This is a genomic window from Variovorax sp. LjRoot130 (assembly GCF_964253755.1).
In the GTDB taxonomy this organism is placed as follows: domain Bacteria; phylum Pseudomonadota; class Gammaproteobacteria; order Burkholderiales; family Burkholderiaceae_C; genus Variovorax.
The window spans coordinates 1,792,442-1,804,871 of record NZ_CAXURM020000001.1; the positions used below are offsets into that span (position 1 = coordinate 1,792,442).

Sequence of the window (12,430 nt, forward strand, 5' to 3'; positions counted from 1 at the left end):
CGCGATTCTCCCCGCATGGCCACCGGGAGAACAGGCTCAGTGCGCGCTCCGGCGACCGGATCAGTTTGCAGTCGCAGGGCGCTACAGTGCCTGCATGCGCATCCTTTTTTCGCGGATGGTCGGCTGGCAGCGCCTGCTGTGCTGCGCGGTCATCGGCCTGGCGGCGGCCCTGCTGCCCTGGCCGCTGGACGGCATTGCGCGCGGCCTGCTGGGCTGGTGCTTCGGCGCTGCCTTGTACCTGCTGTCGGCCTGGTGGCTGGCCGAAATCTCGGATGCCGAGAGCACGCGGCTGCGCGCGCAGTCGCTGGACCAGCCCAGCGCGCTGATCCTGGCGAGCATGTTGAGCGTGGTCGGCGCCAGCGTGGTGGCGATCGCGATGCTGCTGCAGCAGGTCAAGCAGATGGGCGGCGTGGAGCGCGCCGGCCATATCGCGCTCGGGCTGGTCGCGCTGGCGGGCTCCTGGCTCATGATCCACACGATCTACGGCTTTCATTACGCGCACCGCTACTACCAGGTGGAACGCGGGCGCAAACACCCGGGGCTGGATTTCCCCGGCAAGCTGGACCCCGACTACTTCGACTTCCTCTACTACGCCTTCGTGGTCGGCATGTGCTCGCAGGTGTCCGACGTGCAGGTCAGCTCGCGCGAGATGCGGCGCATCACGCTCGTACACAGCGTGCTGTCCTTCGCCTTCAACATGCTGGTGCTGGCGCTGTCGATCAACGTGGTGGCCGGCGTGATCTAGGCGGGGGCGCGCTGCCGGCGTCCCAGCTTGACCAGCCCGGTCGACAAGGCCACGCCGCAGACGATCACCACTGCGCAGATCAGCATCCACTGCGTGATCTCCTCGCCGAGGAACACGGCGCCGTAGAACAGCGCGAACACCGGCACCAGGAAAGTCACGGTCAGCGCGCGCGCCGGCCCGGCGGTCTCGATCAGGCGGAAGAACAGGATGTAGGCCAGCCCGGTGCAGGCGGTGCCCAGCACGATGAGCGCGAGCCAGGCCTGCAGGCTTGGCATCGTCGCCGGCCAGAGCCAGAGGGCCGGCAGCGCGAGCGCCAGCGTGGCGCCGATCTGGCTTCCGGTTGCCGTTGCAAGCGCCGGCACGCCGCTCAGGTGCTTGCGCGTCAGGCTGGCCGCGAAGGCATAGCAGATGCAGGCCGCGAGGCAGGCGCCGATGGCCCAGCGTGCGGCGGCCTCATCGGCCCCCGATTGCAGGCCCGCGCTGCGGCCGGCCAGCATCGCGACGCCGGCGAAGCCGATCACGAGGCCGATGCTGCGCGAGCGATCGGGCCGTTCGCCGAAGAAGCGCCAGGCCACCAGCGCGCCGAACATGGGCACCGTCGCATTGATCACCGCGGCCAGGCCGCTGTTGATGGTGAGCAGCGCGAAGCAGAAGAAGGCGAAGGGCAGGCCGGAGTTGAGCACGCCGATGCCCAGCGCGGGCTTCCAGTATTGCCTGAAGCTGGACCATTGGCCGCGCATGAACAGGAGCGGCAGCAGAAACAACATCGCGATCGCGACGCGCACCGCGGCCGTCGGCAGCGCGCCGAATTCGGCGGCGCCTACACGCATGAACAGGAAGGAAGCGCCCCAGAGCATGCCCAAGAGCACCAGATCGACCAGCCAGCGGCGGTTGGCCGGGCGTGCGGCGGTTGGCAGCGGAGCAGCGGCCGTCGTGCACTCGCCTTCGCTCACAGCGCACCTTCCAGTTCGAGCAGCGCGCTCTTGCGTTCGAGCCCGCCCGCATAGCCGGTCAGCGAGCCGTTGGTGCCCAGCACGCGGTGGCAAGGGACGATCACGCTGATCGGATTGCGGCCCACGGCGGCGCCCACCGCGCGCACGGCGGCCGGCTTGCCGATGCCGGCGCTCAAGGCGCCGTAGCTGATGGTGCGGCCCGCCGGAATGGCGAGCAGGGCTTGCCACACCGCCTGCTGGAAGCCGGTGCCGTGCGAGAGGTCGAGCGGCAGGTCGAAGTGCTGGCGCTTGCCGGCGAAGTAGTCGGCGAGCTGCGCGGCCGCCTCGCGCAGCACCGGGTGCTCCGCATCTGGCTGCCAGCCGCTCGTGTCAGGCCAGTGGCGTTGCCGGTCGAACCAGACGCCGGCCAGGCCTTCGTCGGTGGCGGCCAGCGTGATGCCGCCGAGCGGGCTCTCGATGTGGGTGCTGTAGATGGTGGTGTTCTTGAATTTCATGGCTGATCGGAAGGAAGTGCTGCCGTGGCATCGGCAGCGGGTAGAGGACTGTGCCAGGCGCGCAGCACCGCGTAGCTGCGCCAGGGGCGCCAGGCTTGCGAGGCTTCGGTTGCGGCGCGTGCAGAGGAGACGCCGAGCGCCTTCTGCAGCGCGACGTCGCCGGCCGGGAAGGCATCGGGCCAGCGCAGCGCGCGCATCGCGATGTACTGCGCGGTCCAGTCGCCGATGCCGGGCAGGGCCTGCAGGGCGGCGAGCGTCGCGGGCACGTCGGCGCCGGCATGCAAGGCCAGCCGGCCGGCTTGCACCTCGCGGGCGAGCGCGCTCAACGCGGCCTGTCGTTGCCGCACGATGCCGAGCTGGCCCAGCGCATCGCCGCTCGCGCCGGCGATGGCCGCGGGCGTGGGGAACAGGCGGTCCAGCCCGGCGATCGGCGTCGCGATCGCTTCGCCGAAGGCCTGCACCAGTCGCGTGCCCATGGTGCGCGCCGCGGCCACCGTGATCTGCTGGCCGAGCACGGCGCGCGCCGCGAGCTCGAAACCGTCGACCGTGCCCGGCACGCGCAGCCCGTCGCCATGCGGAAAGCTCGCATGCAGCGCACTGTTGATCGCCATCGGCTCGGCATCCAGGTCGAGCATGGCGCGCACGCGGCTGATCACGATCGGCAGCACCGCGGCCAGCGAATCGCCGACGCGCAGCAGCAACTGCTCGCGCTGCGCGTCGAAGCGAAGCTGGAGCCAGCCCGCATGCACGTGTTCGCCCTGCACGACGCGCAGCGTGCGCGCCAGCTGCGGCGTGCCGCCGGCATCGGTGATCGACTCGACGCCGCCGAGGGCCCGGCGCGCGAAGAAGCCCAGCATCGCCGCACCGTCATAGGGCGGTCGAAAGCCCAGCCGCACGTCGATGGCCTCGCCTTCGCGACCGTCGCCCGCAGGGCCGGCGCGCCGCAGCGCGCTCGGATTGAGGCCGTAGTGTGTCACGAAGGCCGCGTTGAAGCGGCGCACGCTCGCGAAGCCGCTGGCCAGTGCGACCTGCGTCATCGGCAGCCGCGTGTCGGCGATCAGCTGCTTGGCGGCCAGCAGGCGGCGCGTCTGCAGGTACTGCAGCGGCGACACGCCGAACTGGGTCTCGAAGATGCGGCGCAGGTGGCGGTCGCTCACGCCCAGCCGCGCGGCGATGCGGGCGGCGCCGGGGCCGTCTTCGTCCCAGGCATCGGGTTCGTCGATCAGGCGCGCGGCTTGCAAGGCAAGGATGCGCGATGCGTCCTCGGTCGACCAGCTCGCGGCCCGCGGCGCGAGTTCGGGCCGGCAGCGCAGGCAGGGCCGGAAGCCCGCGGCCTCGGCCTGTGCCGCATGGCGGAAGAAACGGCAGTTCTCGCGCCGCGGCAGCTTCACGCGGCAGACCGGGCGGCAGTAGACGCCGGTGGAGGTCACGCCGGTGAAGAAGGAGCCGTCGAAGCGTGCATCGTGGGCCTTCATGGCCAGGTAGCAGGCGTCGCTCTCGAGTCCGGCGGTGGGTGCGATGGCGGGAGACATGGGGGAATGATAGGTGTCCGTGCGCGCAGAAGTAGCCATTTCCGGACATTTGGCTCACGAGGGCCATGCCTACAATGGTCCTCAGTTTGTGAACTTTCAAAGGAAGCCCATGCAGCTCAGCGCATCGATCTTCAAGGCCTATGACATTCGCGGCGTCGTGCCGACCACGCTCGACGCCGAGGTCGCCGAGGCGCTCGGCAAGGCCTTCGGCAGCGCGGCGCGCGCGGCCGGCGAGAAATCGGTGGCGGTGGGGCGAGACGGGCGCCTGTCGGGCCCCGCACTGGTCGAGGCCCTGATCCGTGGTCTGGTGGCCACCGGCATCGAAGTGATCGATGTCGGGGCCGTCACGACCCCGATGCTCTATTTCGCGGCCAACACGCTGGCCAACAGCGGCATTCAGGTCACAGGAAGCCACAACCCAAAGGATTACAACGGTTTCAAAATGGTACTGGCCGGCCGTGCGATCTACGGCGACGAGATCCAGGGCCTGTACAAGGTGATGGAAGCCGGCAGCGCCAAGCTCGCCCCGGGCGGCAGCGTGCGCAAGGTCGACGTGACCGAGGCCTACACGCAGCGCATCGTCGGCGACATCAAGCTGGCGCGTCCGCTCAAGATCGTGGTCGATTCGGGCAACGGCATCGCCGGCGCGTCGGCCCCGGCCATCCTGCGCGCCATCGGCTGCGAGGTGACCGAGCTCTTCAGCGAGGTCGACGGCGACTTTCCCAATCACCACCCGGACCCGAGCAAGCCCGAGAACCTCAAGGACCTGATCGCCGCGCTGCAAGCCGGCGATGCCGAACTGGGCCTGGCCTTCGACGGCGACGGCGACCGCCTCGGCATCGTCACCAAGGACGGGCAGAACATCTATCCCGACCGCCAGATGATGCTGTTCGCGCAGGACGTGCTCTCGCGCGTGCCGGGCGCGACCATCATCTACGACGTCAAGTGCTCGCAGCGCCTGGGCCCCGCGATCGAGGCCGCCGGCGGCAAGCCGCTGATCTACAAGACCGGCCACTCGCTGATCAAGGCCAAGATGAAGGAGATCGCATCGCCGCTGGGCGGCGAGATGAGCGGCCACATCTTCTTCAAGGAGCGCTGGTTCGGTTTCGACGACGGCACCTATGCGGGCTGCCGCCTGCTCGAGATCCTGAGCAAGACGCCGAATTCGAGCGACACGCTCAACGCACTGCCGACCAGCTTCTCGACGCCCGAGCTCAACGTGAAGTGCGCCGAAGGCGAACCGCACGCGGTGGTCGATCAGCTCGTGAAGACCGCGAAGTTCGATGCCCCGGCCAAGGTCTCGACCATCGACGGCGTGCGCGTCGACTGGCCCGATGGCTTCGGGCTCATCCGCGCCTCCAACACCACACCGGTGCTGGTGTTGCGCTTCGAAGGGCAGACGCAGGCGGCGCTGGACCGCATCCAGAAGGAGATGCTCGCGCTCCTGAAGAGCGCGAAGCCCGACGCCACCCTCGCGGAAGCCGCGCACTGAATTTTCGAAGCGTGCGTTCGTTGCTGCTGCGCCTCTACGGCGTCTTCACTTCTCTGGCCGAACCCCTGGTGCGGCGCAAGCTGCGGCGCCGGGCCGTGGCCGAGCCCGGCTACGCGCATGCGGTAGAAGAACGCTTCGGCCACTATGACGAAGCTGCGAGCGGCACCGGCTGGTGCTGGATCCATGCGGTCTCGCTCGGCGAGGCGCGCGCCGCCGGCATCCTGATCGCCGAGCTGCGGCGGCAGTACCCGGGCATCCCCATCCTGCTGACCAACGGCACGGCCACCGGGCGCGAAGAGGGCGCCAAGCTGCTGGAAGACGGCGATCTGCAGGTCTGGCAGCCCTGGGATGCGCCCGAGCCGGTGGCGCGCTTTCTCGATCGCTTCCAGCCGCGCATCGGCGTGCTGATGGAAACCGAGGTCTGGCCCGAGATGTCGGCGGCCTGCGCTGAACGCGGCATTCCGCTGGTGCTGGCCAACGCGCGGCTGAACGAGAACTCGCTGGCCTCGGCCGAGCGCCTGGGCTGGCTCGCGCGGCCCGCCTATTCGGCATTGGCCGCCGTGTGGGCGCAGACCGAGGCCGATTCGCACCGGCTGGTTTCGCTCGGCGCCAAGGTGGCGGGCGTGTTCGGCAACCTCAAGTTCGACGCCACGCCCGATGCGCGCCAGCTCGCGGCGGCGACCCGCTTGCGCGAGCAGCTGCCGCGGCCGGTGGTGGTGTTTGCGAGCTCGCGCGACGGTGAGGAGGTGCAGCTGCTCGAAGTGCTCAAGCGCTTCGGCGCACTGGCGCCCGTGCCGCCGGCGCAGGACGCGGTGCAGTCGATTGCCAAGCGGGTGCACGAGGTGCAATGGATGATAGTGCCGCGTCATCCCCAGCGTTTCGACGACGTCGCGGCGCTGGTCGAATCCCATGGCTTCGCGGTGGCGCGGCGCAGCGCGGCCGGCGCGCCGGCCGAATGCGAGATCTGGCTCGGCGATTCGCTCGGCGAGATGGCGCTCTACTACGGCCTGGCCGACGCGGCGCTGCTGGGCGGCAGCTTCGAACCGCTGGGCGGCCAGAACCTGATCGAGGCCGCGGCCTGCGGCTGCCCGGTGATCATGGGGCCGTCGACCTTCAACTTCGCCGAGGCGGCCGAACTCTCGCTCGCGGCCGGCGCCTCGCAGCGCGTGGACAACATGGAGCAGGCGGTCACGGCGGCGCTCAAGCTGGTCGAGAAGCCTGAGCGGCGCGAAGCGATGGCCGAGGCCGCCCTGGCTTTCGCCAACTCGAACCGCGGCGCGGCGCAGCGCACGGCGGCGGCGGTGCTGGCGGTTGCGGAGGCGGCGACGGCCGAGACCGAAGAGCGGGCCGAGCCCAGTCTCGAGTAGGACGCTCTAGCGCGTCGGCGGCAGGATCACCGGCGGCGGTGGCGGCGAAGGCATGACCGGCGGCGGCGGGCTGAAAGGCGGCACCGGCACCGGCGGCACGACCGGGATCGGCGTGGCGGGCCGGCCGGGCGCCGGGGCCTGCTGCGAGGCCGGCGGCTGTGCCGGCGTGGCGGTGCTGTCCACGGCAGGGCGGCCGTCGGTGGCCAAGGTGCTGTTGATCGCGCGCAGGTCGTCGGCCGTCAGCGTGCCGTTGGCCTGCCGCAGCTTGAGATTGCCCAGCAGCACGTTGTAGCGCGACACCGCGAGGTCGCGCTTGGTCTGGAACAGCTGGCTCTGCGAATTGAGCACGTCGATGTTGATGCGCACGCCCACCTGGTAGCCGAGCCGGTTGGCATCGAGCGCGACCTGGCTGGAGGCCTCGGCGGCTTCGAGTGCCTTCACCTGCCCGGCCCCCGAGACCAGTCCGAGGTAGGCCGCGCGCGTGGCTTGCGTCACGCTGCGGCGCGTCGATTCGAGCACCGAGCGCGACTGCTCTTCGAGCGCCAGCGTTTCCTTGACGCGGTTCTCGGTCGCATAGCCCGCGAACAAGGGCAGGTTGAACACCACGCCCACGGTCGCCGCATTGATGCGCGAGCGGCCCATGGTGGTGCTGGTGCCCTGCGGGTTGTTGGTGACGTTGTAGCCCAGGTTCGCGTCAAGGGTGGGCTTGTGGCCGGCTTCGGCCTTCCGGACTTCGAGCGTGGCCACGTCAAGGCCGAGCCGCGCCTGCCGGATCGAGGGATGCACGTCCTCGGCCTGCGCGACCCAGGCGTTGATATCGGCCGGCATCACCTCGGGCAGCACCACCGGCGCGGCCAGCGGAACCGGCACGCTGCCGGGGCGGCCGACCAGCTGGTCGAGCGCGATCTTCTTGACCTGGAGGTCGTTCTCGGCCGCGATCTCCTGCGAGATCACGAGGTCGTAGCGCGCCTGGGCTTCGCGCGTGTCGGTGATGGTCGAGGTGCCGACCTCGAAATTGCGCTTGGCCGATGCCAGCTGCTCGGCCACCGCGATCTTCTGCGCCCGCACCAGCGCCAGGCTGTCCTGGGCCGAGAGCACGTCGAAGTAGGCCTGGCTCACGCGCACCACCAGGTCCTGGTCGGCGATGGTCAGCACCGCCTGCGCGATGTCGACCTGGCGCTTGCCCTGTTCGTAGGTGGCCCAGTTCGCGGGCCGGTAGAGGGGCTGGGTGGCGTTGACGCCGACGTTCTGCGTGTTGAAGCCGCGCGAGGTGTTGCCGACGGGCGTGTCGACGTCGAGCTCGGTGTGCGAGGCACCGGCCGACAGCCCGACCGCCGGCAGGATGCCGGCCTTGGCCTGGGCCGCGCGCGCCAGGCTGGCGTCGTACTGCGAACGCGCGGCCTGGTAGGTCGCGTCGTAGCTGCGCGCCGATTCGTAGAGATCGATCAGGCTCTGGCCGTGGGCCGGCAGTGCGAACGCGGCGGCGAGCGCCACCGAGAGGGGAAGAAGCCGGAGCACGGGCATTGAGCGTCCTTGGGAAAAGAAATCAGTAGCGCGGCACAGAGGGGTCGTGCTGCGTCGACCAGGCATCGATGCCGCCGGCGACGTTCGCCACCTCGGCAAAGCCGTTCTGGATCAGGAAGGCGGCCACGCGCTGGCTGCGCGCGCCGTGGTGGCAGAGGCAGGCGATGCGCTGCGCCGGGTCGAGCTCCGAGATGCGGGCCGGAATCTCGTTCATCGGGATCGCCACCAGCGTGAAGCCCTGCGGCACCACGCTCGCGGTTTGCACTTCCCACGGCTCGCGCACGTCCAGCAGCACCGGCTGCGCACTCGCGTCGCGGCCGAACCAGTCGGCGAGTTCGGGCGGGCGGACCTGGTCGATCATGAGAGCTCCGCTCAGAAGTTGAAGCGCGAAGGCGCAGGGAAGTTCAAGAGGCGCGGCGCCACCGTGTCCCACGGCTGCACGATGTCCCACTTGCCTTCGCCGACGCGCGTGACGAAGTGGGCGCGCATCATCGGTTCGTCGCCCACGATCGCCGCCAGCCGGCCGCCCATCTTGAGCGAGCCCATCAGGCTCTGCGGCAGGCGCGCGACCGAGCCGCTGAGCACGATCACGTCGAAAGTCGGTCCGCTGGGCAGCGGCACGGCGCCGTCGGCGTTGCGCACTTCCACGTTGTTCACGCCGTTGCGGCGCAGGTTCTCGGTGGCGACGGCCGCCAGGCCAGGATCGATCTCGAGCGTCAGTACTTGCGCCGCGCGGTGCGCCAGCAGCGCGGCCATGAAGCCGGAGCCGGAGCCGATCTCGAGCACGGATTCGTGCTTCTGCACATGCAGGTCTTGCAGCATCCGCGCCTCGACTTTGGGCGAGAGCATGCACTGGCCGGGCTCCTTCGTCTTGGCGCCCTCCAGCGGGATCTCCATGTCGAAGAAGGCCAGGCCGCGATGGGCCTTGGGCACGTAGTCCTCGCGCCGGATGTGGGCCAGCAGGTCCAGGATTTCGAGATCGAGCACGTCCCAGGGACGGATCTGCTGCTCGATCATGTTGAAGCGCAAGCGCTCCAGGGTGGGAATGGGGTTCATGTGCTTTTTCCTCGTGCGGGTCGGGTCAATCAGGACAAACCTTCAATTTTAGGCGGCGGCTCCACAGTGTCGGCCGTGCGCGTGACCGCTTGCTGGCGGTGCCAGCGGCGCCGGGCCCAGTTCGCCAGGTCGTCCATGTAGCAATAGACCACCGGCACCACCACCAGCGTCAGCAGCGAGGAGGTGATCACGCCGCCGATCACGGCCTGGCCCATGGGCGCGCGCTGCTCCGAGCCTTCGCTGATCGCGAAGGCCAGCGGCACCATGCCGAAGATCATCGCCAGCGTGGTCATCAGGATCGGGCGCAGCCGCACGCGCGCCGCGAGCAGCAGGGCCTCGGCGCGCGGCAGGCCCGGCACCGGCGTGCCGTCGGGCGCGACGCCGCTCTCGCGCGAACGGATCGCGAAATCGACCAGCAGGATGGCGTTCTTGGTCACCAGGCCCATCAGCATCACGATGCCGATGATCGAGAACATCGAGAGCGTGGATCGGAACATCAGCAAGGCCAGCACCACGCCGATCAGCGTGAGCGGCAGCGCCGTCATCAGCGCCAGCGGCTGCAGGAAGCTCTTGAACTGGCTGGCCAGGATCATGTAGATGAAGATGATCGCCAGCGCCAGCGCCGACACCGCATAGCCGAAGGACTCCTGCATGTTCTTGGTCGAGCCGCTGAACTGCCAGCCGTAGCCCGGCGGGAAGGCGATGCCGGCCAGCGCCGTGCGGATGTCGGCCGACACTTCGCCGGCCGAGCGGTTGGCCACGTTGGCATTGATGCTGACCTCGCGCGCCAGTGCGCGGCGGTTGATCTGGTTTGGCCCGGTGGCTTCGCGCACATCGGCCACCTGCTGCAGGCGAACGATGCGGCTGGAGCCGTCGGCATTGGCGCCCATGGCGGTGCTGACGAAGGGCAGGCGCGCCAGGTCGGCCGGCGAGTTGCGCACCTCGGGCGCCAACCGCACGTTGACGTCGTAGGTCTGGTCGTCGGGCGCGCGCCAGTTGCCCACCGTGGTGCCGGCCACCAGCGTGCGCAGCGCGTTCGCGACCGGCGCCACGCCGAGGCCGAGGTCGGAGGCGGCATCGCGGCGCATCACCACGCTCACGGTCGGCTTGTTGGGCTTCTGGCTCGAATCGAGATCGACCAGCCCGGGAATCGGGCGGATCGCCTCCATCACGCGCTGCGTGAGCCGTTCGAGCTCCTGCAGGTCGGGGCCCTGCAGCGAGAACTCGATGACCTTGTTGCCGCCCACCGAGTCGCGCAAGCCCACGTGCGTGACCGTGATGCCCGGGATCGCGCGCAGCTTCTCGCGCAGCACGCCCGACATCTGGTCGACGCTGCGCTCGCGCAGCTTGCGCTCGACCAGGCGCACGTAGATGCTTGCGTAGATCTTGCCCTGCGCGTCGCCGGTGTTGATGGTGCTGAGCGTGTAGCGCACCTCGGGCATTTCGCGCAGGATGCCCTCGACCTGGCGGGCCTTGGCCTCGGTCACTTCGAGCGAGGAGCCGACCGGCGTGTAGAAGTTGATCGCGGTTTCCGAGAAGTCGGCCTTGGGCACGAACTCGGTGCCCAGCAGCGGCACCATCACCACGCTGGCGGCGAAGATGCCGAGCGCCGCGGCCAGCGTGGCGAGCTTGTGCACGAGGGACCAGCGCAGGATGGCCTGGTAGGCTTCAGCGAGCCGGTCGGTCGCGCGGTCGAACCAGCCGGTGACGCGGCCGATGGTCTTGTCGTAGAAGGTCACGGGCGGGCCGCGCTTGCCGTGCGTATCGATTGCAGGGTCGTGCCAGATGCTCGAGAGCATCGGATCCAGCGTGAAGCTCACGAACATCGAGATCAGCACTGCCGCCACGATGGTGATGCCGAACTCGTGGAAGAACTTGCCGATGATGCCTTCCATGAAGCCGATCGGCAGGAACACCGCGACGATCGAGAGCGTGGTCGCCAGCACCGCGAGCCCGATCTCCTGCGTGCCGTCGAGCGCCGCGCTGTAAGGCGCCTTGCCCATCTGCACGTGGCGCACGATGTTCTCGCGCACCACGATCGCGTCGTCGATCAGCAAGCCTACGCACAGCGACAGCGCCATCAGCGTCACCATGTTGATGGTGAAGCCGAACATGGCCATGAACCAGAAGGTGCCGATCAGCGCGATCGGCAGCGTGAGCCCGGTGATCACGGTCGAGCGCCACGAATTCAGGAACAGGAACACGATCAGCACGGTGAGCAGCGCGCCTTCGATCAGTGTCTCCCGCACGTTGTTGACCGCGACGCGGATCGGCCGCGCAGCGTCGGCGATGGGTTCGAGCTTGACGCCGGGCGGCAACTGCGGCCGGATGTCGGCGATGGCCTTCGTGAGCCCGTCGACTACCGCGATGGTGTTCTCGTCCTGCGCCTTCTGCACCGACAGGAGCAGCGTGCGCTGGCCGTTGTAGAGCGCGAGGCTCTCGAGTTCCTGCGCGCCATCGCGCACGGTCGCCACCTGGTCGATGCGGATCGGCGCGCCGCCCCTGCGCATCAGGATGATCTTGCCGAAGTCCTCCGGCCGCTCCATGCGCGCATCGACCTGCACCACGCGTTCCTGCTCGAGCGAGCGCACGGCGCCCACCGGCAGCGCCTGGTTCTCGTTGCGCACCGCCTCGACCACCTGCGACGCACTGACGCCGAAGGCTTCCATCGCCTGCGGATTGAGATAGATGTTGATCTCGCGCTTGGTGCCGCCCACCAGCGTCACCGAGCCGACGCCGCGCACGTTCTCCAGCCGCTTCTTCAGCACCTGATCGGCCCAGTTGGTCAACTCGACCGCGCTCGGTTGTTTGTCTTCCTGCCCATCGGGCAGCACGGCCACCGACCACACGGGCCGCGAGGCCGGGTCGAAGCGCAGCACGCGCGGATCTTTCACCTCGTCGCGGAACAGGGGCCGCACCGCTGCGACCTTTTCGCGCACGTCGTCGGCCGCCTTGCGGCCGTCGACGTAGAGCTGGAATTCGATGATGACGACCGACTGGCCCTCGTAGCTGCGCGAGGTGAGGGCGTTGATGCCGGCGATCGAGTTGACGCCTTCCTCGACCTTCTTGGTCACCTCGCTCTCGACGATCTCGGGCGAGGCGCCCGGGTACTCGGTGATCACCACCACCACCGGGAAGTCGATGTTCGGGAACTGGTCGACCTGCAGCCGCTGGTAGGAGAAGATGCCGAGCACCACCAGCGCGAGCATCAGCATGGTCGCGAAGACCGGGTTCTTCAGGCTGACGCGCGTGAACCACATGGTATTG

General features: G+C 69.1%; 10 protein-coding genes. 3 read left to right on the forward strand and 7 right to left on the reverse strand.

Features of this window, described 5'->3' with window-relative positions; translation table 11 throughout:
• The first annotated feature begins 94 nt into the window (after positions 1-94).
• Positions 95-745, forward strand: a complete 651-nt coding sequence (locus tag ACSQ86_RS09090) for a DUF1345 domain-containing protein (RefSeq protein WP_093102159.1) — start codon at positions 95-97, stop codon at positions 743-745.
• Here ACSQ86_RS09090 and ACSQ86_RS09095 read toward each other — a convergent pair.
• From ACSQ86_RS09095 to ACSQ86_RS09105, 3 genes are read right to left on the reverse strand one after another with little or no spacing between them, the layout of a single operon-like run.
• On the reverse strand, positions 742-1,698 hold the full coding sequence (locus ACSQ86_RS09095; RefSeq protein ID WP_436303396.1) for a DMT family transporter: 957 nt from the start codon (positions 1,696-1,698) through the stop codon (positions 742-744). The genes ACSQ86_RS09090 and ACSQ86_RS09095 overlap by 4 nt on opposite strands.
• A complete protein-coding gene (locus ACSQ86_RS09100) occupies positions 1,695-2,192 on the reverse strand; it encodes a methylated-DNA--[protein]-cysteine S-methyltransferase (protein ID WP_436290736.1) in 498 nt (165 codons plus the stop codon). The genes ACSQ86_RS09095 and ACSQ86_RS09100 overlap by 4 nt, the downstream gene beginning before the upstream one ends.
• Positions 2,189-3,724 carry a DNA-3-methyladenine glycosylase 2 family protein gene (locus ACSQ86_RS09105; RefSeq protein WP_436303398.1) on the reverse strand — a complete coding sequence of 512 codons (1,536 nt, stop codon included), beginning with the start codon at positions 3,722-3,724 and terminating at the stop codon, positions 2,189-2,191. The genes ACSQ86_RS09100 and ACSQ86_RS09105 overlap by 4 nt, the downstream gene beginning before the upstream one ends.
• 109 nt (positions 3,725-3,833) lie before the next feature.
• On the opposite strand from ACSQ86_RS09105, the gene ACSQ86_RS09110 reads away from it, so the two are divergent.
• Positions 3,834-5,216, forward strand: coding sequence for a phosphomannomutase/phosphoglucomutase (locus ACSQ86_RS09110; protein WP_436303399.1), 1,383 nt, complete (start codon positions 3,834-3,836; stop codon positions 5,214-5,216).
• An 11-nt stretch (positions 5,217-5,227) separates the two neighbouring features.
• Positions 5,228-6,583, forward strand: a complete 1,356-nt coding sequence (locus ACSQ86_RS09115; RefSeq protein WP_436303400.1) for a 3-deoxy-D-manno-octulosonic acid transferase — start codon at positions 5,228-5,230, stop codon at positions 6,581-6,583.
• A 6-nt stretch (positions 6,584-6,589) separates the two neighbouring features.
• Here the strand turns inward: ACSQ86_RS09115 and ACSQ86_RS09120 are convergent, their stop codons facing one another.
• From ACSQ86_RS09120 to ACSQ86_RS09135, 4 genes are read right to left on the reverse strand one after another with little or no spacing between them, the layout of a single operon-like run.
• Positions 6,590-8,107, reverse strand: a complete 1,518-nt coding sequence (locus ACSQ86_RS09120; protein WP_436303401.1) for a TolC family outer membrane protein — start codon at positions 8,105-8,107, stop codon at positions 6,590-6,592.
• A gap of 22 nt (positions 8,108-8,129) precedes the next feature.
• Complete coding sequence (locus tag ACSQ86_RS09125; RefSeq protein WP_436303402.1) at positions 8,130-8,468, reverse strand: rhodanese-like domain-containing protein; 339 nt, start codon at positions 8,466-8,468, stop codon at positions 8,130-8,132.
• Between the two features lie 11 nt (positions 8,469-8,479).
• Positions 8,480-9,163, reverse strand: a complete 684-nt coding sequence (locus tag ACSQ86_RS09130; RefSeq protein ID WP_093102170.1) for a protein-L-isoaspartate O-methyltransferase family protein — start codon at positions 9,161-9,163, stop codon at positions 8,480-8,482.
• Positions 9,164-9,192: 29 nt separating this feature from the next.
• Positions 9,193-12,423, reverse strand: a complete 3,231-nt coding sequence (locus tag ACSQ86_RS09135) for an efflux RND transporter permease subunit (protein WP_436303406.1) — start codon at positions 12,421-12,423, stop codon at positions 9,193-9,195.
• Positions 12,424-12,430: the final 7 nt, after the last annotated feature.